The 21,650-nt window shown below is 58.6% G+C and carries 28 protein-coding genes and 3 tRNA genes; 22 read left to right on the top strand and 9 right to left on the bottom strand.

Annotated elements, in window-relative coordinates:
* Positions 1-26: 26 nt before the first annotated feature.
* Positions 27-227, bottom strand: a complete 201-nt coding sequence (locus K7A42_RS03005; protein ID WP_006697485.1) for a hypothetical protein — start codon at positions 225-227, stop codon at positions 27-29.
* Between the two features lie 298 nt (positions 228-525).
* Between K7A42_RS03005 and K7A42_RS03000 the strand changes: the two genes are divergently transcribed.
* The 12 genes from K7A42_RS03000 (at position 526) to K7A42_RS02945 (ending at position 6,751) form a co-directional block, all read left to right on the top strand.
* The gene (locus tag K7A42_RS03000) at positions 526-1,272 is read left to right on the top strand and encodes a S1C family serine protease (protein WP_282454793.1); all 747 of its coding nucleotides are present in this window, start codon (positions 526-528) and stop codon (positions 1,270-1,272) included.
* A 24-nt stretch (positions 1,273-1,296) separates the two neighbouring features.
* Positions 1,297-1,818: a hypothetical protein gene (locus K7A42_RS02995; RefSeq protein WP_282454792.1), complete on the top strand. Its 522-nt coding sequence runs from the start codon at positions 1,297-1,299 to the stop codon at positions 1,816-1,818.
* Between the two features lie 23 nt (positions 1,819-1,841).
* Positions 1,842-2,165, top strand: coding sequence for a hypothetical protein (locus K7A42_RS02990; protein WP_282454791.1), 324 nt, complete (start codon positions 1,842-1,844; stop codon positions 2,163-2,165).
* 50 nt (positions 2,166-2,215) lie between these two features.
* Positions 2,216-3,451: a hypothetical protein gene (locus tag K7A42_RS02985; RefSeq protein ID WP_282454790.1), complete on the top strand. Its 1,236-nt coding sequence runs from the start codon at positions 2,216-2,218 to the stop codon at positions 3,449-3,451.
* Positions 3,448-3,615: a hypothetical protein gene (locus K7A42_RS02980; protein ID WP_282454789.1), complete on the top strand. Its 168-nt coding sequence runs from the start codon at positions 3,448-3,450 to the stop codon at positions 3,613-3,615. Before K7A42_RS02985 ends, K7A42_RS02980 begins: the two co-directional genes overlap by 4 nt.
* Before the next feature lie 53 nt (positions 3,616-3,668).
* Positions 3,669-4,097: a hypothetical protein gene (locus K7A42_RS02975; RefSeq protein ID WP_282454788.1), complete on the top strand. Its 429-nt coding sequence runs from the start codon at positions 3,669-3,671 to the stop codon at positions 4,095-4,097.
* Positions 4,097-4,822, top strand: a complete 726-nt coding sequence (locus K7A42_RS02970) for a hypothetical protein (protein WP_282454787.1) — start codon at positions 4,097-4,099, stop codon at positions 4,820-4,822. Before K7A42_RS02975 ends, K7A42_RS02970 begins: the two co-directional genes overlap by 1 nt.
* Positions 4,819-5,064, top strand: a complete 246-nt coding sequence (locus K7A42_RS02965) for a hypothetical protein (RefSeq protein ID WP_282454786.1) — start codon at positions 4,819-4,821, stop codon at positions 5,062-5,064. The genes K7A42_RS02970 and K7A42_RS02965 overlap by 4 nt, the downstream gene beginning before the upstream one ends.
* Positions 5,061-5,339, top strand: a complete 279-nt coding sequence (locus K7A42_RS02960) for a hypothetical protein (RefSeq protein WP_282454785.1) — start codon at positions 5,061-5,063, stop codon at positions 5,337-5,339. The genes K7A42_RS02965 and K7A42_RS02960 overlap by 4 nt, the downstream gene beginning before the upstream one ends.
* A 208-nt stretch (positions 5,340-5,547) precedes the next feature.
* Positions 5,548-5,730, top strand: a complete 183-nt coding sequence (locus K7A42_RS02955; protein WP_282454784.1) for a hypothetical protein — start codon at positions 5,548-5,550, stop codon at positions 5,728-5,730.
* The gene (locus K7A42_RS02950) at positions 5,727-6,038 is read left to right on the top strand and encodes a hypothetical protein (RefSeq protein WP_282454783.1); all 312 of its coding nucleotides are present in this window, start codon (positions 5,727-5,729) and stop codon (positions 6,036-6,038) included. The genes K7A42_RS02955 and K7A42_RS02950 overlap by 4 nt, the downstream gene beginning before the upstream one ends.
* Positions 6,035-6,751: a deoxynucleotide monophosphate kinase gene (locus K7A42_RS02945; RefSeq protein WP_282454782.1), complete on the top strand. Its 717-nt coding sequence runs from the start codon at positions 6,035-6,037 to the stop codon at positions 6,749-6,751. Before K7A42_RS02950 ends, K7A42_RS02945 begins: the two co-directional genes overlap by 4 nt.
* A gap of 450 nt (positions 6,752-7,201) precedes the next feature.
* Here K7A42_RS02945 and K7A42_RS02940 read toward each other — a convergent pair.
* Together K7A42_RS02940 and K7A42_RS02935 are read right to left on the bottom strand one after the other, a co-directional pair.
* Positions 7,202-7,278 (bottom strand) — tRNA-Arg (locus K7A42_RS02940).
* A 48-nt stretch (positions 7,279-7,326) separates the two neighbouring features.
* Positions 7,327-7,632, bottom strand: coding sequence for an ETC complex I subunit (locus K7A42_RS02935; protein WP_004442361.1), 306 nt, complete (start codon positions 7,630-7,632; stop codon positions 7,327-7,329).
* A gap of 264 nt (positions 7,633-7,896) precedes the next feature.
* Between K7A42_RS02935 and K7A42_RS02930 the strand changes: the two genes are divergently transcribed.
* Positions 7,897-7,973, top strand: a tRNA-Pro gene (locus K7A42_RS02930).
* Between the two features lie 52 nt (positions 7,974-8,025).
* On the opposite strand, the gene K7A42_RS02925 is transcribed toward K7A42_RS02930, so the two are convergent.
* Positions 8,026-9,168, bottom strand: coding sequence for a ceramide glucosyltransferase (locus K7A42_RS02925; protein ID WP_282454882.1), 1,143 nt, complete (start codon positions 9,166-9,168; stop codon positions 8,026-8,028).
* A gap of 211 nt (positions 9,169-9,379) precedes the next feature.
* A complete protein-coding gene (locus tag K7A42_RS02920; RefSeq protein WP_004442357.1) occupies positions 9,380-9,649 on the bottom strand; it encodes a DUF982 domain-containing protein in 270 nt (89 codons plus the stop codon).
* 224 nt (positions 9,650-9,873) lie between these two features.
* On the opposite strand from K7A42_RS02920, the gene K7A42_RS02915 reads away from it, so the two are divergent.
* Positions 9,874-10,122 (top strand): BON domain-containing protein, encoded by a 249-nt coding sequence (locus tag K7A42_RS02915; protein ID WP_003522642.1) that lies wholly within the window; start codon positions 9,874-9,876, stop codon positions 10,120-10,122.
* Between the two features lie 60 nt (positions 10,123-10,182).
* Here the strand turns inward: K7A42_RS02915 and K7A42_RS02910 are convergent, their stop codons facing one another.
* Both K7A42_RS02910 and K7A42_RS02905 read right to left on the bottom strand, forming a co-directional pair.
* The gene (locus K7A42_RS02910; protein ID WP_282454781.1) at positions 10,183-10,665 is read right to left on the bottom strand and encodes a DUF192 domain-containing protein; all 483 of its coding nucleotides are present in this window, start codon (positions 10,663-10,665) and stop codon (positions 10,183-10,185) included.
* The gene (locus tag K7A42_RS02905) at positions 10,665-11,243 is read right to left on the bottom strand and encodes a cold-shock protein (RefSeq protein WP_004442353.1); all 579 of its coding nucleotides are present in this window, start codon (positions 11,241-11,243) and stop codon (positions 10,665-10,667) included. Before K7A42_RS02905 ends, K7A42_RS02910 begins: the two co-directional genes overlap by 1 nt.
* Positions 11,244-11,435: 192 nt before the next feature.
* Here K7A42_RS02905 and K7A42_RS02900 point away from each other — a divergent pair, with 192 nt between their 5' ends.
* Both K7A42_RS02900 and K7A42_RS02895 read left to right on the top strand, forming a co-directional pair.
* On the top strand, positions 11,436-11,876 hold the full coding sequence (locus K7A42_RS02900) for a VOC family protein (protein WP_184285688.1): 441 nt from the start codon (positions 11,436-11,438) through the stop codon (positions 11,874-11,876).
* Between the two features lie 156 nt (positions 11,877-12,032).
* On the top strand, positions 12,033-13,295 hold the full coding sequence (locus tag K7A42_RS02895; RefSeq protein WP_282454780.1) for a D-Ala-D-Ala carboxypeptidase family metallohydrolase: 1,263 nt from the start codon (positions 12,033-12,035) through the stop codon (positions 13,293-13,295).
* A gap of 368 nt (positions 13,296-13,663) precedes the next feature.
* On the opposite strand, the gene K7A42_RS02890 is transcribed toward K7A42_RS02895, so the two are convergent.
* Positions 13,664-13,739: transfer RNA gene (locus tag K7A42_RS02890), tRNA-Lys, on the bottom strand.
* A 280-nt stretch (positions 13,740-14,019) separates the two neighbouring features.
* On the opposite strand from K7A42_RS02890, the gene K7A42_RS02885 reads away from it, so the two are divergent.
* Together K7A42_RS02885 and K7A42_RS02880 are read left to right on the top strand one after the other, a co-directional pair.
* A complete protein-coding gene (locus tag K7A42_RS02885) occupies positions 14,020-14,766 on the top strand; it encodes a cytochrome c biogenesis CcdA family protein (RefSeq protein ID WP_022556323.1) in 747 nt (248 codons plus the stop codon).
* A 34-nt stretch (positions 14,767-14,800) separates the two neighbouring features.
* Positions 14,801-15,739: an AEC family transporter gene (locus K7A42_RS02880; RefSeq protein WP_004442347.1), complete on the top strand. Its 939-nt coding sequence runs from the start codon at positions 14,801-14,803 to the stop codon at positions 15,737-15,739.
* On the opposite strand, the gene K7A42_RS02875 is transcribed toward K7A42_RS02880, so the two are convergent.
* Positions 15,723-16,931 carry a UbiH/UbiF family hydroxylase gene (locus tag K7A42_RS02875; RefSeq protein WP_282454779.1) on the bottom strand — a complete coding sequence of 403 codons (1,209 nt, stop codon included), beginning with the start codon at positions 16,929-16,931 and terminating at the stop codon, positions 15,723-15,725. The two genes, K7A42_RS02880 and K7A42_RS02875, sit on opposite strands and share 17 nt — an antisense overlap.
* A gap of 209 nt (positions 16,932-17,140) precedes the next feature.
* Between K7A42_RS02875 and pcsA the strand changes: the two genes are divergently transcribed.
* From pcsA to K7A42_RS02855, 4 genes are all read left to right on the top strand, one after another.
* Positions 17,141-17,866 carry a phosphatidylcholine synthase gene (gene pcsA, locus K7A42_RS02870; protein WP_282454881.1) on the top strand — a complete coding sequence of 242 codons (726 nt, stop codon included), beginning with the start codon at positions 17,141-17,143 and terminating at the stop codon, positions 17,864-17,866.
* 212 nt (positions 17,867-18,078) lie between these two features.
* Positions 18,079-19,638 (top strand): ABC transporter ATP-binding protein, encoded by a 1,560-nt coding sequence (locus tag K7A42_RS02865; RefSeq protein ID WP_153775666.1) that lies wholly within the window; start codon positions 18,079-18,081, stop codon positions 19,636-19,638.
* A complete protein-coding gene (locus K7A42_RS02860) occupies positions 19,628-20,719 on the top strand; it encodes an ABC transporter permease (RefSeq protein WP_184285593.1) in 1,092 nt (363 codons plus the stop codon). The genes K7A42_RS02865 and K7A42_RS02860 overlap by 11 nt, the downstream gene beginning before the upstream one ends.
* Positions 20,719-21,639 carry an ABC transporter permease gene (locus K7A42_RS02855; protein WP_035210758.1) on the top strand — a complete coding sequence of 307 codons (921 nt, stop codon included), beginning with the start codon at positions 20,719-20,721 and terminating at the stop codon, positions 21,637-21,639. The genes K7A42_RS02860 and K7A42_RS02855 overlap by 1 nt, the downstream gene beginning before the upstream one ends.
* Positions 21,640-21,650 lie beyond the last annotated feature (11 nt).

Raw genomic sequence — 21,650 nt, 5'->3', positions numbered from 1 at the left:
CGTAGTCCGAAAGCAGATAAGCTCCTTCACCTGGCATTTCTGTCGGCGTCCGGCTTCCATCCTCTCGTGAAACCGGTTCCCATCGCTGCAGTCGCCAGCGCAAGCTGCAGCCGCAAGTGCTGGATATCTTCCATCAGCGTCTCGATAGCGGCGCGGCTGTCGCCGTCATGCCATGCAATGATGTGGTCAACCGGATCGGCTTGCGGTTCTCTTGACTGTGGGCGCACAGGACTATCCTCTGGTGGTGTCTGATAATCGTTCAAGCTTCCAGCCGCATGCAGGCGGACTAGCAAAAAGCTTTGCTGCCCGCTGATCCAGCTTTGCTGCGGCGGCAATTTTAGCGTGGGCAAAGGTCGGCGCGCGCACTGTTACGATCCAGCGCCCAGCCTGAAATCTGTACTGTTTCATTGCTTGTGTTTGCATCTTGTGGGACATGATGTTCTTATTATGTTCTCATACTCCAAAGAGTCAATCGGGATTCTGAGTCGGTCGCAAATCTTGACAAATTTGTAAAAACAGTATAGCTTGATCGTCGGCCTCATCAGCCGCTCGGCACCAACCGAGACCACCACATTGGCGCACGGTCGCCAGAAAGAGGGGATAATCATGCTCAGACGATTCCTGCGGCGTATTGTGTCGCCACGCGCATTCCTCGTTGCTTTATTCCTCGTCATCGCCGCGACCTCTGCGGCCGCCTATGCGCTACTTCCTCCACCAACACCCGCAGCAACCGAAACGGCCACCGTCAAGATCCAACTCGAAAACGGACACGGTTCCGGCGTTCATATCGGAGACGGCTTTATCGTCACTGCTGCGCACGTCGTCGGCGATGCGAAAGAAGTCCAGCTAAAGGCTAAAGGCGGCGCTCTTCGCAAGGCAGATGTCCTTTGGGTCAACAAAGCCAGTGACATTGCACTGCTGCGCACGTCGTCGGACGGCCTCGGCGTCGCAAAACTGGCCTGTCGCGCTGTGAAGGTGGGCGATCCTATCGTTGCTTACGGCAATCCCCTGAAAATCGAGTTCGTTGCCGCCTACGGGAAGATCGCCGGAGAGCCACGCGAAACAGGTCCGTGGAAATCGGTCTATGTGACCGACATCACGACTGTGATGGGCCAGTCAGGCGGGCCGGTGTATGCCGATGGCGGCGACCTAGTTGGCATCACCGTCGGCGTCATGGCTGCGCCTATTGGCTTCTCAGGCTCGCTGGTTGGCTATGGCTATGTCGTGCCTTCGACTGCGGTTTGTGAGTTGTTAGCGCGCCGCCCCGCATAGGGCTTCAGACAAGGGATAGGGAACATGAGCGATAGTGATGAAATCACGAAAGCTTTGAGGGACGCACAGAAGCCAGTCACGAGCTATCTCTGGACACCGGACAACTCGATCACATTCACACCCGCAGTTGTTAGCGAGGTCTTTGGAGACGGTCGCGCACTCTTCTCCATCACGACGATAAACAATCGTCCGGCCTACTGGATAATTCGAGGATGCAGCTCTTGGAAGATATCGGGTGATTATCGCGCCCCGGACGGGTCTCCTGATCTTGGTGACTTTACAGATGAAATCCTGACCGCAATCGAAGAGCAGTATGGCACGTCCGATTACTACGAGATGAATTCTCAATACCGCTGGATCGACAGCGAAACAAAGAAGTTCATCCCCTCTTCATGGGCAGAGTTCCCGGTCATCAACACCCATGACGGCTGCTCTTGGGGGAGATTGGAATGGCCGGCGATGGATAGCGTCGATCTAGAGCCGCACCCTTTCGCGGTTTGGGCGAACGTTTTGAAGAGCGACCAAGCCTCCACCCCCACCAAGTAACCACAGCACCGCGGGAGAAGATGATGAGCATCCGCGACAGCGATATTCCAAATCTGAAAATTGGCGATGTCATCTACGAATGCGAGATGGGCATGAACATCGAAGCTCGCGTCACCTCTGAACCGGTGGAGAGCTACAGCGAAGGTCTTGAGAAGCGTCAGTGGAGATGGACCGCCGAGAACACTCAGACCGGCGAGACCATCAATTATCTGCTGACCGAGGGTTTGAGCCACTACGGGCCGCGCCTCTACCTCCAGCCGCAGTACTGCCGATTTGCTGACGGGGAAATCACTTACCCGCTCGTCGGCGCGACCTCCTCCACCAACCCACCGGCTTTGTCAGAGTAACACCAAGGCCGCCCACCAAGCGGCCTTAACCACCACATCGAGGAGACTGCATGCCTCTACCCATCGAAGAACTACGCCGAAGAGCCGACGCCTACAGAGAGCACGGCACGCTTGTGAAAGCTGCCGAAGCACTTGGCATCGGCAAGTCCGCGCTTGCTGAAAGCGTGAAGCGCGCCGCCGAGGCTGGCCTTCTAGGTACTGAGCCTGTTTTGCCTGGCTTCCGCATCAGCAAGATCAGCAACACGCCGAGCGGCACGTTCATTCAGCAGACGCAAGAGCGGGGCGAGCGCTTTGAATTGCCGACTGGCCACGTCGTCAAAGGCGTGTCTGCTCTCGTCGATGCTGAAGGGCGCGTTATCCAGCAGTGGCAGAAGACGGCTTTGGAGCACTCGCCTGTCGATATTGCCGCCATCCTCAAAGATGCCTTCGCAGACGTAGAGCCCGCCGAACCTATCGCCGCGCCGACGCAGGTCTATGACGATCTGCTGACGCTGACGCCACTTGCGGACTGGCACATCGGTCTTTTCTCATGGCATCGCGAGACTGACACGAATTGGGATCTGAAAATTGCGGAGAGCGTCATCGGCTCTGCGATTGAAGACCTGATCGCGCGCACGCCACCGTCTGCGAATGCTATCGTTTTGGGCGGCGGAGACCTTCTCCACTCAGATAACAACGAGAACAAGACAGCGCGGTCTGGCAACGTTCTTCAGGTCGACGGGCGTTACCAGAAGGTGTTGATGACAGCATGCCGCCTAGTCGTTCGCTCGATAGATGCCAGCCTTAAACGGCACGGCCATGTCACCGTCCGTATCTTGCCCGGCAACCATGATGAGCACGCCTCGGTAGCCGTCGCATACTTCCTGCTCGCCTGGTATCGCAATGAGCCGAGAGTGACTGTTGACGTTGACCCGTCGCTGTTCTTCTGGTTCCGTTTCGGCAAGGTGATGATCGGCGCCACGCATGGCCACACGGTCAAGCTCAAAGACATGGCGAGCATCATGGCGCATCGGAGGGCCGAAGACTGGGGCGCCACTCGTCACCGCTTCGTCCACGGCTTTCACATCCACCACTCGAGCAAGTTTGCGTCCGAGGGCGGCGGGGTGATTTCAGAATCGCACCAGACGCCGACGCCTCAGGATGCGTGGCACTTCGGCTCGGGCTTTCTGTCTGGCCGGTCCATGCAGTCGATCAGCTACCACAAGGAATACGGCGAGGTTTCTCGTGTTCGCGTGGCGATGATGGACGCTGCGAATGACAACGAGCCGGTGAGGGCGGTGGCATGAGCCAAGAAGAAGACAAGCTAGAAACGGATCACCAAATCCGCATCGCGGCGCTTAGGCTGGCCATTCAAAACAAGAAGGACATTGGTTCCAGATACAAAATCAGCTTCGTCGCATCGCAGTTTGAGGCCTACATCCGCGACGGGAAGGACTTCACAATCGACTAACCCGCCAGCCACCAACTGACGGTTAACCACCACACCACTGAGGAGAAATCAGAATGGCCAACAACGTCGTTACGTTGAAACTTGCTACGGAGGTGGAATACCACCACGCCGCAGCCATCAACCTATTCGCCGCCGATTGCCACGCAGCAAGCCGCAGAGCAGGCTGGTACACAGACCTTTCGACCGGCAAGGCACTCGATCGAAACGTGCCGGAGATGCTTTGTTTGATCCATAGCGAGGTCAGCGAAGCGATGGAAGGTTATCGCAAGTCGAAGCCAGGCAAAGTGCTGATGGACGACAAGCTGCCGCACCGGCCGATGGCTGAAGTTGAGCTGGCCGACGCCATGATCCGCATCGGCGATCTGGCGGCATTCCTTGGCTACGACCTCGGCGGCGCTATCGTCGAGAAGATGGCATTCAACGCCAATCGTCCTGACCACAAGATTGAGAACCGGCTTAAGGCTGGTGGGAAGGCGTTTTGATGCCATACGCTGCAGTGATAGATGCGAGAGAGATCGCAGATAAAAAGATCGCCACCTTTAAGGCTGCAATGGCGCTGCGCGAAGAGCGCACAAGGTGTACCCCAGTTGCCGCCAACGACAACCGTCCTCAGTCCCAGGACAACGGACAATACCTCGGCCTAACCCGCAACACACCAGCCGAACCACCCCGCGCCGGCGATTTCATGCAAACCTTCACCGGTCGCAAATATTGGCCGATGTCGCCGCGCCCGCATGAAGTCTACATCGAGGACATCGCGCATTCGCTCGGCCTTCAATGCCGATATGCCGGGCATTGCCTGCGTTTCTATTCGGTTGCAGAGCATTCCGTCCTGATTGCCCGTCACCTTGCAGCCAAGTACGCGCCGGAGGTGGCTTTGGCTGGCCTTCTGCACGATGCCCCTGAAGCATACTGCGTGGACATTCCGCGGCCGCTGAAACCGTACCTGACGAACTACAACGACATAGAGCAGAAGAACTGGCTGGCGATCGCGGCGCGGTTCCAATTGGACCGCGAGCTGCCGGACGAAGTGCACGATGCCGACAACCGCATCATCGCCGACGAGCTGGTCAATCTGGTGCCTATGCCATGGCATGCTCGTCACGATAAGCCGCTGGGCGTTCGGTTGAGGTACTGGTCGCCAGAGGAAGCTGAGATTGAATTCCTGGCGACGTTTGAGGTGTTGATGGCGGGGAGGGTGGCATGAAGATTAAACAGATCGCATCTGGCCTTGCCATTGCAATCATGATCCCTGTCATCTGGTTCGGTCCAACCGTCTTTGTCGCGTGGGAGTTAAATCGGCAGGCTGAGTTCTGGCGCGTCAATTACGAGTACCACAAGAACAAGTACGAATATTATTTCGATGGTGCGAACACACGCGGCCTTCTCGATATCTGCCCGAATGAGGACGGCAAGCCTGACGTCCGTTTTAAGGAGGATTGCCGATGACCATCAAACCCGGAGACGAAGTGATCTGCGTCGACGACACCACCCTTCCTGAGCAATACCTCGGCATTCGTGCCGGGGAGATCTACACGGCGACGTGGGTGGGCATGTGCCGCACGTATCTCGGCGGCGACTACGCTGGCATCAGGCTGGCTGGCGTAAACCGCGGCGTGTGCCCGCAATTCGGCGAAGAGGATCCACCGTTCGCGCTGCGCCGGTTCAGGCCGGTGGTGAAGCCGAAGGTGGAAGGCAAGAATAAGATTGAGGAGAAGGTATGAAGCCCTACCGCGTCCGAGTGCGGAAGCTTTGCTTCGGCCACTATGCAATCGAGCGGCGCTCATGGCCTTGGAGCTTTTGGCGTGAATGCAATGACTGGCGAGACAGAACATCGGATCAAGCCGAAGCAACCCGCAGGGCTGCGTATTTGCTCAGCGGTGGGGAAGTCATTCCTCACAGGGAAATCGCTGCACAGTTGAAGGAGAAGCCATGAGCGAGGAAGAGTGGATTGACGAATGCGCGTCACTTCTAACTGTTGAGCCATTTAACTGGCCTGAGCTGAAGGCACGCGAATATGCCGCAGGGCTGCTCTCGTTCTTTGGTGTCGAATTTGACCCAGAGACAGCACTTGATGAAGACAGGCAATACTGGGATGGCGAGGAAGCTGCGTGAGCGAGATGATTGAAAGGGTGGCACGGGCGATTTTTGCGGACTACCACCGGCAAGGCATCAACCACGATGATTTCGATGTGTTGCTGCCGTCAATTCAAGACAGCCTCAAATCTGTAGCCAGCGCCGCCATCAACGCAATGCGCGAGCCCACCGAGGCGCAGCTTGAAGCCGCCGAAGAGATCGTCGTCGGTTTTGATGACTTCGCATGTGGCGACGGCAACATCTATCTCGGCATTCCAGGCTATCCGCAGAAGGCCCGCGACGTTTGGGCTGCCCTTGTCGACGCAGCATTGAAGGAGACCGCATGACAACCACCGCGCAAACCATCACATCCAGAGACACCGGCTGCCTCACAGCCGTACCGGCGAATGATAACGTTCCTGTCGAGCTGCGCGCACTCGGCGCGGCGATCGGGAAGCAGGTAAGCGGGTTAGATTTGGCGAGTGGGCCGGACGTTTCCGCGCGCTGGTCGCGCCATATTTTTCCACCCGTCATCGCGCTCACCGGCCTCGCCGGAAGCGGCAAGAGCACGGCTAGCAATTACCTGGTCGAGAAGCACGGCTACCAGCTGGTGAAGTTCGCAGGGCCGCTCAAGGACATGCTGCGGGCGGTCGGGCTGGGTGAGGGTCACATCGAGGGCGCGCACAAGGAGACCGAGCTTGCGATGTTGTCGGGGCACACGCCAAGGCATGCCATGCAAACGCTCGGCACAGAATGGGGCCGCAAGTGCATGGGTGAGGACTTCTGGACCAATCTCTGGCGCTCACGCATAGACGGCGTTCTTGCCTTTGGCGGCCGCGTAGTCGTCGATGACTGCCGCTTCCCGAATGAAGCCGACGAGGTTCGCAAGATCGGTGGCGTAGTCTGGCAGCTTGTCGGTCGTGGCGGTATTGCAGGATCGCATGAGAGCGAGGCGGGGTGTGGTGGTGCCGACGTCGAGATCCACAACATCGGTGACACCGTGGATTTGCATCGCCAGCTTGATGCTTTCCTGCACTGGCACTTGGAGGACGCGGCGTGAAAGAAAAAGGCCCAGCTTAGTGCTGGGCCTTCTTCTTAGAAAAGCCTGCCGAAGATCGTCAGGATAGCAGCCAGGTTGACACTTAGGTCAACTGCTACCCGGATGTCTCCGGTAGACTTGCTGGCTTCGAGTGAGAACTTAGCCTTCACGGGCTTCTCCTACTCGGGTGTGGCAGACTGCAACTGAGCCGCTGTCCACACCTATTCCAGCCATGCGTAGGGGGATCTTTTTTTAGCCTTGGGCTCCCCCTCGGGCACGCGGCTCTTTCCGTGTTGATGTCAATCTAGCAATTCGGCTGCGCGCTTGCCAGTCCCCGCCAGCTAGTAACCACAGTATTCCTGCCGTCGCATAAGTTGCACCACCAGAACGCCCGCAGAACGAATTCTGCAAACTACGCCAGAAAACTGCAAACCAGTGATTCAGGAAACGCCGCTAAGCGCTTGAAAATATTGGCGACCCCTGCAGGACTCGAACCTGCGACCTACTGCTTAGAAGGCAGTTGCTCTATCCAGTTGAGCTAAGGGGCCGTCATGCCGGGCAATCGATGCTCCGGCAAAAACTTTGGTCGTCGTGTTTCAGTGCGTCCAGGGCTGGGTGCGGTTGAAACGGAAATTGTCGGTGTAGGAAACCACCTTGCGGGTCGCTTCTTTCGGCTGGATCACGCGATATTCAATGCCCTTGCGCTGGGCATAGGCTTCGGCCTGTTCCTGTGTCTCGAATGTCAGCTTGACCTGCTGCTTCATGTCGGAACTGGAGGTGTAGCCCATGATCGGATCGATCTTGCGCGGAACCTCGGCGTCGAATTCCAGAACCCAGACATTGGTCTTCGCCTTGCCGGATTGCATGGCGGTTTTTGCAGGGCGGTAAATCTTCGCAGACATGTCGAAACTGCTCCGGTTGGACAGCGGGGTGAAACCCCGGATTATTCATCACGTACCTGAATAGAATAACCAAATCGTGTCAGGAACGTTGAATTTGAAATGGACCGAGTTCAAGTGAGAGTCAAGACGATTATCCCCTTGCTGTCGGTTCATGTGCTGCCCGCTCGACCTTAGGTTTTGCTCAACTGTGTCGTGGCTGAACAAAGATGAATTTCCCTGTTGCGGACTGCGTATGAACCGTGTATTCCCCAGCCATCGCCTCGGCGGAGTGTAGCGCAGTCTGGTAGCGCATCTGGTTTGGGACCAGAGGGTCGGGAGTTCGAATCTCTCCACTCCGACCATTTTAAGGCAAAGCATCAGCTTTCCGGCGTAACCTCTTCCCATAAATTGTCATTATTCCGCTGGCGGGCCGGCCAAAGTGCTTTCCGCCGTACCGATTGTCATGACATTGCCGCGCCATGCCACTGCGCTGCCAATCCAGCTTCTCGTCCAGATGACGGGCATGATGATGTCCCGTGCGATCATGGCCGGCAGGGTATGGAGCGATATTGGCCACCCGTTGAGGGCGGTCAGGGCCAATTCGGGGCCGTATATGAGGACGAGGACGGCGAGGGCGGGCGCTAAGAGGTTCACGTCCATCATGGCCGCCGCGGTGAGTGCGAACAGAAGCGGGGGAAGTGCGCCCGTCAGGATTTCCGGCGCGAAATATTGCGGGAAGGTCACGCGCCTTAGCCGCGCCCAGCGGGCCTGGCGTGACCAGATCTCGCCGGCGTGACGCTGGCCGAGCGGTTGCTCGAAAGGGGCGGAGACAAGATGCACCCTGCGGCCAGCGTTCCGCACCAGCTTCGTCGAGGCGGCGTCTTCGGCGATTTCGGCGGCGAGGGCGCGGATACCCCCATGGTCCTCGAGGAACGGTTTGTTCCACAACATGGATTTGCCCTGCGCGAAGCCCATTCCGATGGCTTCTGCCGCATATTGCCAGCGGCCCTGCGCGCCGTTGAGGAAGGCGCATTCCACATGCGCCCAGAAACCCGTCGGCCGCGAGCCCAGCGGCGGGGAGCACACGAGGCCGCTGTCTTTCCGCCAGGCCGACATCATGCGCGTCACGTAGGATTTAGGCATCAATACGTTCGAATCGGCGAGGATGACCCATTCATGCCGGGCGGCCAGCCAGCCCTTGACGCAATTGTTCAGTTTTGGATTGGCACTGATCCGGTCGTCGCCGATGAGCAATTGCGCTGAAACGGAAGGAAAGGCGCTCTGGGCTTTGCGTACTTGCGCAATGACGGGGTCGAATTCATCTGCAACGCAGAAAAGCAGCTCGTAATCCGGCCAATCGAGCTCGAAGGCGCGTGACAGCGTAAGAGGGGTGAAACTTTCCACACCGCACAGTGGCACAACGATCGAGACAGGCGATTTTTGCCGCGCAAGGGAATTTTCCGGGTCGCGCCGCTTTAGCCGCCACCCGGCAAGGCAGATACCGAGAAGGTTGAAAGCGACGAGCAGAATTGCGCAAAGGGCAAAGACGGTTTCCATGCTGGCCAGGTCCACTCCCGAGCTTCCGGCGGTTTGTCCGCCCGGTGATTCCACGGAATTTGTCTCTGCCGATTATAACGTTTGCGTGACAGTTACATGTCACCGGCGGCAGGCGGGAGTTTTCCGCGCGCGACCCTGTGCCTGAAAGAGTGAACGCCAAAAGAAAAGCCCTTCGCGGAGAAGGGCCAGTCATCAACGCGGATAATGAACGTCAGTGCATGTTGAGAATATGAGCGTGGCTGCTTGCGATGAGAAACGACTCCCGCGCTTTTTCGATGTCGCATCGTCCGGCGATGGCATCGAGGCAGTTTCTGCGTGCTTCTTCATATTCCGGGCCGTGTTCTTCCGGCCAGCGGTACATCAGCATGTCCAGCGCTACCAGCGGGCTGTAGATTTCCACTGCTGCGGACAAGGGCAGGTGGATCGCCACCGGCTTCATCCACGAGGCGTGGTGACACGGCTCCGTTCTGTTGATCAGCATGTCATTCTCCTCCTGTTTCACGCGCCTTCATGGCGGTTTTCACTCCCTTTTCACTCCCATGCGCGAAATGCCCGCCTCACGAAATGGTTCCCGATCACCTAAAATGTGATCGATTGGGGGGTTCCAATTTTTCAAGATGAATGGAAGATGAACAAATAGATGAACCGGAGATGAACAAAACCGCCACCAAAGGCGTTGTAATGTCCATAAGAAGGAGAACACATATGTTCAATCTGTCAGGTATTCAGGAAAGCTTCTTTGGTGACCGCATGGCAGGCGTATGCCAGGCCATTACCTCGGCACTGGCCTTCGAATCAGGTCTCGAAAAGTCGCGCATTTCCGCCACTGTCGAAAATGACGTGATCTATCTGGAAGGCACGGCTGATTCGGTCGAGGCGATCGACATCGCCATCAACCTTGCCGCTTCCATTTCCAACTGCAGAATTCTGAGCCATATAGAGCCGGTCTACTGAACATTGCGCCAGCCGGGCGAAACATCGTCCGGCTCATTCAGACGCAATAACGCGGCAACGTCACTTCCGGTTGCCGATTTGCGCGCTGCGCACAATATCGCCAGGCTTGATGCCGTAACGTTTCGCAGCGCCGCCATTCAGTTCAAGCACGAATTTCACTGGCCCGCGGGAGCTGATGATGGCTTCCGAATGTGGAACCGCGTTTTCGTGGATGTGGGTGATGCGGCCGTCACGGCCAATGAAAAGCATGTCGAGCGGAATAAGCGTGTTCCGCATCCACATGGCGACATCACGCGGTTCACCGAAATTGAACAACATGCCGTTTTCCGGTGGCATGCTCTTGCGGAACATCAGGCCCTGTTCGCGCTGGGCATTGTTCAGCGCCAGTTCCACAGAGAAATCATGGCTTTTTCCCCCGGCCGTTTCAATCTGCAGCGGTTCGGAGGTGAATGTCTGCTGTTGCTGCGCCTGGGCGGCGCTGGCCAGCGTGAAAAAAAGAAGCGCCATAACGGCGCTCTTCACCATATCGGGCAGGGCGGACATCAATGCGACATCCCGATCGAAACCGGGTTGTCCGGATGGATTTCCGCGGCCATCAGGCCTTTGTCGCCATCGCCATAACGCACCAGCACAACCTGCCCGGGGCGAAGTTCGGTCAGGCCGAAACGGCGCAGTGTCTCCATATGCACGAAAATGTCTTCCGTTCCTTCGCCACGCGTCAGGAAACCGAAACCCTTGGTGCGGTTGAACCACTTGACAATGGCGCGCTCCAGTCCGCTGGACGGCGTCACCTGCACATGGGTGCGCACCGGCGGCAGCTGCGAGGGGTGAACGGCGGTGGACTGATCCATGGAGAGAATGCGAAATGCCTGAAAGCCACGGTCGCGCCGCTGGATGAGGGCGACAATGCGCGTGCCTTCAAGGATCGTCTGGTAACCGTCGCGACGCAGGCAGGAAACATGCAGCAGCACATCCTGTGTGCCGTTGTCGGGCACGATGAAACCGAAACCCTTGGCGACATCGAACCACTTCACGACGCCGGTGATCTCGGTCAGGTCCACGGCATCGCCCGAAAGGTCCTCGACATCGACTATCGTTTTCGATGACATCCTATCAGCCATATCCTGCCAACCCCTCGATTACGCGCCATACACCGGTCAACTGATTCCTGTGCGCCAGATTAACATCTTGGTAACGGTTTCACGCAAGCCCTAGTTTTTGATTTACGCAGCTGCTTTTATGTCGCCGTCCTTGTCCGGGGCTTGCGATCATGCGTTTAACGGCTTCGGACCCGTGTAATGGAGAGAAATAAAATGCGGTATCTGCACACGATGGTTCGCGTCAAAGACCTTGGCGAATCACTTAAATTCTATGTTGACCTGCTCGGTCTTGCCGAAATACGCCGAATCGAGAACGAAAAAGGCCGCTTCACTCTGGTGTTTCTTGCAGCTCGCGACGACGTTGCTGCGGCGAAGGAAAACAAGGCGCCGTGCCTCGAACTCACCTATAACTGGGATAGTGAAGATTATACCGGCGGCCGCAATTTCGGCCACCTCGCTTATGAGGTCGATAATATCTACGACTTCTGCGCGCATCTGCATCAGAACGGCATTATCATCAACCGGCCACCGAGAGACGGGCATATGGCCTTCGTACGTTCACCGGATGGTATTTCTTTCGAAATTTTGCAGAAAGGCGAAAGCCTCGCACCAGCCGAACCGTGGATATCTATGCAGAATACCGGTTCCTGGTAGGGATTTTCCGGTGAGCAGCAGCGTTTTCGGGCGCTCTTGCCTTGTCCTGAGGGGATGAGGCATAGTCCGCGAATCGAAACGGCCAGTCCCGTTTTGGGGGAAGCACACGATTCCGTTCCCGTGCTGCTGTTGGAAATAACGATACGGAGGCCACCCATGAAAACTGTCGAGGGCGCAAAGGGACGCGTTTCTTGTCGGCGTCTCGTCATCGCGGTTTCGTTGCTGGGGCTTTCCGGATGCGTTTCGGCGGTGACCGACGAGGAGATGGCCGCCACTGCCAAAAAGCCGGAAGTTGCCGGACAGCAGAAGCCGCAGACGGCCGCAACTGCTGCACCGGCGGCCGGTGCGCAGCAGGGGCATTATGTGGATCCCGCCGTGGCGTCAGCGGCTGGCGCGACCACGGCTCCGGCGCAGCATCAGGCAGCGGGCGGCCCGGCACAGGGTTACGGCGCTGCCGCCGATATCGCCGGACTGACGACGCAGCCAACGGGAATTTCCGCTGGAACATCAAGCATCTATTCCACCGCATCCGCAGTGCCTTCCCCGGCCGCCACGGCGCCCGGCGCGGCCGCGGCGGGCGTGCCTTCCCAGAAAATCACACCTGCGCTCAGCAGCGTTTACTCCGCCCCTGTGCAGGCGGCGCAACCGCAGCCGGTATCCGCGCCTGTTGCTGTGCCGTCAGCCGCGCAGGTACCGGAGCAGCACAGCGAGAACCGCCAGCCCGCTGCCGTGCCGGTGCCACAAACCGCATCGGAACAGCTTGCTTCGGTGCAGCCCGCGACCAGTGCCGCCATGGGCGACGAGAAGCAGGAAGGCGAAGGCAAGGGCGTTACGCTTGCAGCATTTTTCGCCGGTGCAGCCAAGAAGCGCCTGCCGAAAATGATCGAAAGCGGTTCGGCAGGTGGCACGCAGGTGGCCGCACTTCCGGGAGCGGCGGACAAGACGATGGGTATTGCGCTCTCCGGTCGCTCGATGATGTCCGACGAATTCGACGACGCTCATCTCGATGAAGAGGACGATGAACCCACCGGGCTGATGAAGCTTGCCTCGCTCTCCGGCCTGACCCGCGTCGCGCCGAACGGGCTTTTCCTGCAGACAGATCGCGTTGAAGTCGGTTGTTTCAAGCCGGAGCTCATCAGCATGATCAAGGATGTGGAGCGACATTATAACAGCCCGGCCATTGTCACCTCCGGCTACCGTCCGCCAAAGGGAATAAGGCAGGGTTCAAAACACTATACCTGCGATGCGGCCGACATACAGATCAAGGGTGTCTCCAAGTGGGAACTCGCAACCTATCTGCGTTCCCTGCCCAACCGGGGGGGTGTCGGCACCTATTGCCATACCGAATCGGTCCATATGGACACCGGTGAACCGAGAGACTGGAACTGGCGCTGCCGCCGTACCGCCGCGCGGAAGTGATTGCGACCATTCCTTGCCGGCTTACAGCCACGGCACTCCTGACGATGGACAGTGGAGCGTGACCGTGGACGCAACGTTCCCATTGTTGTAGGACGCGGCGGTTCATTGTTTCCCGCTTATGGTGCCTTGCGAAATGCAGCCTGTGTCCAATTTGCCCGTCTACATTTACCCGACTGAGGCGGCTGCCCGCTTATCTTTCCAGCTTTTATGACAATATAGCACGTTACATCTACGCGTACCGCTAGGCGTCCGTGGTGGCGACGCTTTTGTTTTCTGTGTTGATGTTGGAAACGCTTTGAACACCCGGCGGGATGATTGCCTGCCGGTTGGGTAAGCCCATGGAAATACATACGAAAAATATTATGAGGTGGTGAGAGCGCAGGGATTCGAACCCTGGACCTACTGATTAAAAGTCAGTTGCTCTACCGGCTGAGCTACGCTCTCCCGTGGCGGGCTTGGCTGCCCTTCGGAAGTGCGCGGAACATATGTAGAGCGATCCGTTCGGTCAACCCAAAAAAAGCGCTTTCGGCGATCAATCCGGTTTTTTTTGTCGCACCCCCGAAAAGGTGATTGGAGAGAGGGGGCGGCCGGGGATAAAACCGGCGTCAAGTGTGTCTGCCTGGCGGCTGAAATCGTTTTGCGGCAATGACATGCGTGAAAATGAAGCGTGAAGCGGTGGCGGCTCTCAAGAATCGCGGCGGCTTTGCGGGATGCGGAGTTTCTCTTGTCGATTGCCGATATTTCCCTGTTCAGCGCGCTTTTGGCTGGCGCTCTTTCGTTTCTGTCGCCCTGTGTTCTGCCGCTGGTGCCGCCTTATCTCTGTTATATGGCGGGTGTGTCGGTCGAGCAGTTCAGGACGGAAGACGCGGCACCACGGCCGGAGATTCGCAGGGCCGTTCTGTTTTCGGCCTTCTTTTTCACACTCGGTTTTGCCACCGTCTTCGTGGCGCTGGGCGCGGGCGCCTCGACGATAGGCACGCTTCTGCGCCAGAATCTCGACATTCTCGCCAAGATCGGCGGTTTCATCATCATCCTGATGGGCCTGAATTTCCTGGGCGTGTTCCGTATCGGCCTGTTTTCGCGCGAGGCCCGGTTTCAGGGCGCGGGCAAGCCGGCGACGCTGTCCGGAGCCTATATCATGGGACTCGCCTTCGCCTTTGGCTGGACGCCCTGCATCGGCCCGGTTCTTGGCGCGATTCTCGGCGTCGCTGCTTCACGCGACACGGTCGGCGACGGCGCAATGTTGCTTGCGGTTTATTCCCTCGGCCTGGCGGTACCGTTCTGGATCGCGGCGGCATTTTCTGGCTCCTTCATGCGTTTCCTCGTCCGCTTCCGCCGCCATCTCGGCCTCGTGGAAAAGCTGCTCGGCGTGTTGCTGGTGCTGACCGGCCTCGCTTTCATATCCGGCTTTATCACCAATGTGGCGATCTGGTTCCAGGAGACCTTTCCGATCCTGATGCAAATCGGCTAAGCCTCCCGCTGGAGTTGCTTGCGGGGGAGACATAGTGACTGACATCGTGGGATTGCTGTTGCCGTTTTTCGGCCTCATCTTGATCGGCTACGGCGCTGCGCGCATCACGAAACAGCCGGTCGAGGCGATGGGCTGGCTGAACACCTTCATCATCTACGCGGCGCTGCCGGCGCTGTTTTTCAAGCTGGTGTCGAAAACGCCGGTGGAAGAACTGGCGCGGATGGATTTCGTTGCCGCCAGCCTCGTCTGTACCTATGGCATTTTCTTGGTTGTGTTCCTGATCGGTCGTTTTGTCCGGAAAAACAGCCTCGCTGAAACGACGATCCAGAGTTTCGCGGCAAGTTACGGAAATATCGGCTATATGGGCCCGGGCATTGCGCTTCTGGCGCTCGGCGAAAAGGCGGCGGTGCCTGTGGCGCTCATCGTCTGCCTCGAAAACGCCGCGCATTTCATTGTCGCGCCGGCGATGATGGCCGTTGCAGGCGGCGACAAGCGTTCCCCGGCGAAGCTTGCGCTGGATGTGGCTCGCAAGGTCATCACCCATCCCTTCATCGTATCCGTCATCGCCGGTTTCCTGGCCGCTTCGCTGTCATGGCAACCGCCGGAGGCGGTGCAGCGGCTGGTGGATTATCTGGCGCAATCAGCCGCACCCTGTGCGCTATTTGCAATGGGCGTGACGCTGGCACTTCGGCCGATGAAGCGGGTGCCGGTGGAGATCAGCTACATCGTGCCGGCAAAACTCATCCTGCATCCGCTCGCCGTTTATCTCGTGCTGTCGTCGCTCGGGCGATTCGAGCCGGTGTGGATCTATTCCGCCGTGCTGCTGGCTGCTTTGCCGACCGCGACGAATGTCTTCGTCATCGGCCAGCAATATCATGTGTGGCAGGAGCGGGCGTCGGCGACGATCCTGATTTCGACGGTGCTGTCGGTTCTCACGCTGACGGGCGTGGTCTATTTCATCCAGCCTTTTTGAAGCTGCCGAACAGCAGTGAGGGCAGGGCCTTCAGGCCCCGGCCGGGTTCGATGCCTTCGCGCATGACAATGCTTCGGAGCGTACCGATGCCGGAAAGCACGTGCAGGCCGGCTGCGCGCGCCATCTGGATGGGCAGGAAATCCGAAAGCAGCGAGCGGTTCAGGAGATCGACGCTCAGCGTGCGGCTATAGACATCCGCCCGCCGCCTGCGGTCGAAGCTGCTGCCGGCATCGGCCGCAATGGGGCGGTCGGAAACGGCGCTCAGCAATTCCGTCAGTGAGATGATGTCGCGCAGGCTGAGGTTCAGTCCCTGTGCGCCGATGGGCGGAAAACCATGTGCCGCCTCGCCGATCAGGGCGACGCGGCCCTTGCCGAAGCGATGGGCGGTTATGGAAGAGAGCGGCCATGCCTGGACGCTATCCTCGACGGTGAGGGCGCCCAGCATGGACTGCATGCGTTCCTCGACCCGAAGGCTCAGCGCTTCCAGTGGCAGGGCAGTCAGTTCTTCCGCCTGTTGCGGGGTGACGACCCAGACGAGGCTGGAGCGGTTGCCGGGAAGGGGAACCTGCGTGAAAGGGCCGGTGGGCGTGTGGAATTCCGTCGAAACATTTCCATGCTGTCGGCTGTGGCCGAAGTTCAAAACGACGGCGGTCTGCGGATAGGACCAGGATTTCACGCCGATGCCGGCTGCATCCCGGACCATCGACTTCCTGCCATCTGCCCCGATGAGGAAATCGGCAGAGAGCGTTTCGCCGTCCGCAAGCGTCACCGTCACGCGGTCGTTGCCGATATCGATCGCCTCGGCGAAGGTGTCGAGGCGGGTAATATTGTGTTCCTGCTCCACCGCTTCGCCGAGAACACCGAGCAAGGCCTCGTTGGGGATGTTCCAGCCAAATGCATCCAGGCCGATTTCGGAGGAACGGAACTGCACTGTCGGTGCTCGCAACAGACGGTCGGTTCCGTCTATGATCTGCATGGTGGAAAGGCGGGCGGCCGAAGGCGCGATGCGTGACCACAGGCCGAGACGGTCCAGGAAGCGGATAGACTGGTCCATGAGCGCCGTGGTGCGCCGGTCCTTCCTGTCGGTGGAAGGTGCTACGAGCGCCACGTGGCGACCCGCCCGTGCCAGTGCGATGGCCGCGATCTGACCCGCAAGTCCTGCACCTGTTATGGCGATATCGAAGTGTCTCATGGTCCTGATCCGTTGTTATTTCCAGAGCATCATAAAGGCTTTGCATCGGCAAATCCACTTCCGGCCGGGAACATCCGGTTGTGAAGATTCATTGGGTCTGCCGCCACATTAGTCTTAGGATAAGCCGACTGAGCCGGTTGCAAAGCGTGGTGAATGGCCGCATACCGGAATAAGCAGGGCGGATGAAAAGCGGGGCGCAGACGCTGACCATGAAAATTTTCAACTACAAGCGTGTTCCCTATGCGGAAATCCGCGCCTTTTCCGTTCATATTCTAACGGCGTCCGGTTCCTTTCTTGCCTTCCTTGGCGTCGTCGCTGCTTCCGAGCACCGTTTTGTCGATATGTTCTGGTGGCTTGGTCTTGCGCTGCTGGTGGATGGGATAGACGGCCCTATCGCCCGGAAGGTCCGGGTCAAGGAAGTACTGCCAAACTGGTCGGGCGATACGCTCGACAACATCATCGATTACGTGACCTATGTGCTTCTGCCTGCCTTCGCGCTCTATCAGAGCGGCATGATTGGAGAGCCATGGTCCTTTGTGGCGGCGGGCATGATCGTGGTGTCCAGTGCTATCTACTATGCCGATATGGGGATGAAGACCGACGAATATTTCTTCTCGGGCTTCCCCGTGGTGTGGAACATGGTGATCTTCACGCTCTTCGTGATGGATGCCAGCGCCACCACCGCCATAACAGTCGTGACTGTTTCGGTGTTCCTGACATTTCTGCCGATCAATTTCCTGCATCCCGTGCGGGTGAAGCGGCTGCGGTCCCTTAATCTTCTTGTCGTGGCCATCTGGTGCGCCCTTGGTGGTTACGCGCTGCTGATGCATTTCCAGACGCCGACATGGGCGGTGGTGGGGTTCGTGGCGAGCGGCATCTACCTGTATTGCATCGGAGGAATTTTACAGTTTTTCCCAACGCTCGGCGCGAAATGATGAAGAGGTAAAGCCGTTTATTGCTTGTGCAAATTGCATTTAAGCAGCTTCTTTTTCAGTTGTGCGCAGCAGCAAAACCGTTATCAATAAGTTCTGATCACGTATCATTGCATACTTTTTGGTGCGGGATTGGGAACAATGACCGCGACCGTCTGAAACGCCTCGAAGAAGGCATGGACGGTTGGTGAGAGAGGGAACTCGTGACTGGAACTTTGGCGCCGGAGGCCGTGCCTCTCCTGTCCGTTCGCAAGCTGACCAAGCTGTTCGGCAATTTCGCCGCCTGCAACGGTATCGATCTCGATATTGCGCCGGGTGAAATCCATGCGCTCCTGGGTGAAAACGGCGCGGGTAAATCCACGCTCGTCAAGATGCTGTTTGGCGTTCTCGCACCGACCGAGGGCGAAATCATCTGGCAGGGTGAGCCGGTTTCGGTGGGTTCGCCAAGCGAAGCCCGCAGGCTCGGCATCGGCATGGTCTTCCAGCATTTTTCGCTGTTCGAGGCGCTGACGGTTGCCGAGAACATTGCCCTGTCGCTCGATCCGAAAATTTCATTGAAGGAAATCGCCAGGGAAGCGGAGACCCTGTCGCGCGCCTATGGCCTGCCGCTCGACCCCAATGCGCATGTGGCCGATCTTTCGGTCGGCGAGCGCCAGCGCATCGAAATTGTCCGTGCTCTGCTGCAGAACCCGCGCCTTATCATTCTTGACGAGCCGACCTCGGTTCTGACGCCGCAGGAGGCCGACAAGCTTTTCGAGACGCTGGAGAAGCTGAAGGCCGAAGGCCGTTCCGTGCTTTATATCAGCCATCGTCTCGAAGAGGTTCAACGCATCTGCGACCGCGCCACGGTTCTGCGCCATGGTAAGGTGACCGGTGCCTGCGATCCGCGCCGGGAGACGCCGGCATCGCTGGCGCGCATGATGGTGGGCAGCGATGTCGCCAGTGTGTCGCGCGCGACGGGCGAAGCGCTGGGTGCGCCGCAGATCGAAGTCATGGGGCTTTCGGTTGCGCCGCGCACGCCGTTCGCCGTGGCATTGAAATCGATTTCGATGACCGTGCGTGCCGGGGAGGTGCTGGCGATCGCCGGGGTCGCGGGAAACGGCCAGGGTGAGCTGTTCGACGCGCTTTCGGGGGAATACCCGGTTTATAATAACGATGCGATCCATCTCCGCGGCAAGCCGGTCGGCCGGATCGGCATCAACGGTCGCCGGCTGATGGGGGCGGGTTTCGTACCGGAAGAGCGCCATGGCCACGCCGCCGTCCCCGGAATGAGCCTCTCCGACAATCTGTTGCTCGCGCGGGCCCGCTCCGATCGCAAGGCGTTCCTGACCGGCGGTTTCCTGCGTATTGTCAGGGGGTCGGCCATCAGGGCAGCGGCGCGGCGCATATCGGAAACCATGGATGTGCGCAAAAGCGGGGCCGATCCGCTGGCAGGGTCGCTCTCAGGCGGCAATCTGCAGAAGTTCATCGTGGGACGCGAGCTCGACCGCCAGCCGGCCGTGCTTGTCGTCAACCAGCCGACGTGGGGCGTGGATGCGGGTGCTGCAAGCCGCATCCGTCAGGCACTTGTCGATCTTGCCAAGTCGGGCTCGGCGGTCATCGTCATCAGTCAGGACCTGGATGAAATCTTTGAAGTCGCCACCAATATCGCGGTCATCTCCGACGGCAGGCTTTCCGAGGCCCATCCGGTGGAGGAAATGACGCTCGAAAAGATCGGCCTGTTGATGGGCGGCATTCACACGACACATTCGGGAGCCGCCCAGCATGCGCATTGAGCTTGAAAAACGCGCAGGGGTTTCCCGGCTTTTTACATTTCTTTCCCCGCTTCTGGCGCTGGTGCTGACCCTGCTGGTCGGTGCTATCATGTTCGCCATGCTCGGGAAGAACCCGGCCCATGCGCTTTATGCCTTCTTCGTGGAACCATTGCTCGAAGTCTGGTCCCTGCACGAGCTGGCGATCAAGGCCGCGCCGCTGATCCTGATCGGTGTCGGCCTGTCGATCTGTTATCGCTCCAATAACTGGAACATCGGAGCGGAAGGGCAATTCACCATCGGTGCGATTACCGGCTCCATACTGCCGGTTCTTTATCCGGACTGGCATTCGCCGCTGCTTCTGCCGCTCATGCTGGTGATGGGAGCTCTCGGCGGGGCGCTCTATGCGGGTATTCCCGCTCTCCTGAAGACGAAGTTCAATACCAACGAAATCCTCGTCAGCCTGATGCTGGTCTACGTTGCACAGCTTTTCCTCGACTGGCTGACGCGCGGAATCTGGCGTGATCCGGGCGGTTATAATTTCCCGCAGACCAAGCCGTTCAACGATAGCGCCGTGTTGCCGGAGATGCTGGCATCGGGCCGGGCGCACTGGGGCTTCGTTTTCGCCATTGTCGCGGCGATCGCGCTGTGGTTCATGATGCGCTACATGCTGAAGGGCTTCGAAGTCACCGTGCTTGGCCAGTCGGCCCGGGCAGGGCGATTTGCCGGTTTCTCGTCGAGCCGCATGGTGTGGTTTTCGCTGCTGCTATCGGGCGCGCTGGCCGGTCTTGCGGGCATTTCGGAAGCCTCCGGCTCCATCGGCCACCTCCAGCCCAGCATTTCGCCGGGCTATGGTTTTACAGCCATCATCGTCGCGTTTCTCGGCCGTCTTAACCCGCTTGGCATTATCCTGTCGGGGCTGGTGCTGGCGCTGACCTATCTCGGCGGCGAGGCGGCGCAGCTTTCGATCGGTGTATCGGACAAGGTCACGCGCGTGTTCCAGGGGCTGATGCTGTTCTTCGTGCTCTCCTGCGATACGCTCATCTTCTATCGCATCAAGGTCGTTTTTGCCGGCAAGGCGCATCACAAGCAGGGAGCGGCATGATGGACATGCTTCAGGCCATTCTCCTCACCGTCATCACCGCCGCGACGCCGCTCGTCATAGCCGCCTCCGGTGAACTGGTGGTGGAGCGATCCGGTGTGCTCAATCTCGGCGTCGAAGGCATGATGATCATGGGTGCGGTCTGCGCTTTCGCGACCGCCCATATGACGGGTTCGCCCTATCTCGGCATTCTGGCCGGCATTGCTTCGGGTGCGGTTTTTTCGCTTCTGTTCGGTTTTCTGACATTGACGCTGGTCACCAATCAGGTGGCGACGGGTCTTGCGCTCACCATTCTGGGCCTGGGCGTATCCGGTATGCTGGGCGAAAGCTTCGTTGGCCTGCCAGGCGTCAAGCTGCAGCCGATCGTCTTTCCCGTTCTGTCGGACATACCCTTCATCGGCCCGCTGCTCTTCCGGCAGGATCTGATCTTCTACCTTTCCATAGGGCTGGTGGCCGGCATAGGCTGGTTCCTGTTCAAAAGCCGGGCGGGCCTGAAGATGCGCGCCATCGGCGATAGTCATGCCTCGGCCCATGCGCTCGGGATCAACGTCATCCGCACACGCTATCTGACTGTCATGTTCGGCGGTGCCTGTGCCGGTCTCGCTGGCGCGCAGCTTTCGCTGGTTTATACGCCGCAATGGGTGGAAAACATGTCGGCCGGGCGTGGCTGGATTGCGCTGGCGCTCGTTGTCTTCGCGTCCTGGCGTCCATGGCGGGTGCTCGCCGGCGGTTATCTGTTCGGCGCCGTCACCATCGGGCAATTGCACGCGCAGGCCTTCGGCATCGGGGTGCCGTCGCAGCTTTTGTCGGCGCTACCTTACCTTGCAACTATTGTCGTGCTGGTCATCATCTCGCATAATCGCCGCACGACGTTGATCAATACACCGGCATCGCTGGGCAAGTCTTTCGTGCCGGACAGGTAAAGCATTCTCAC

Origin of the sequence: Agrobacterium sp. InxBP2, assembly GCF_026191755.1 — a bacterium.
Taxonomy (GTDB): domain Bacteria; phylum Pseudomonadota; class Alphaproteobacteria; order Rhizobiales; family Rhizobiaceae; genus Agrobacterium; species Agrobacterium pusense.
The sequence above is the reverse complement of the archived record's forward strand: the minus strand, read 5'-3'. Positions and strand labels throughout refer to the sequence as shown.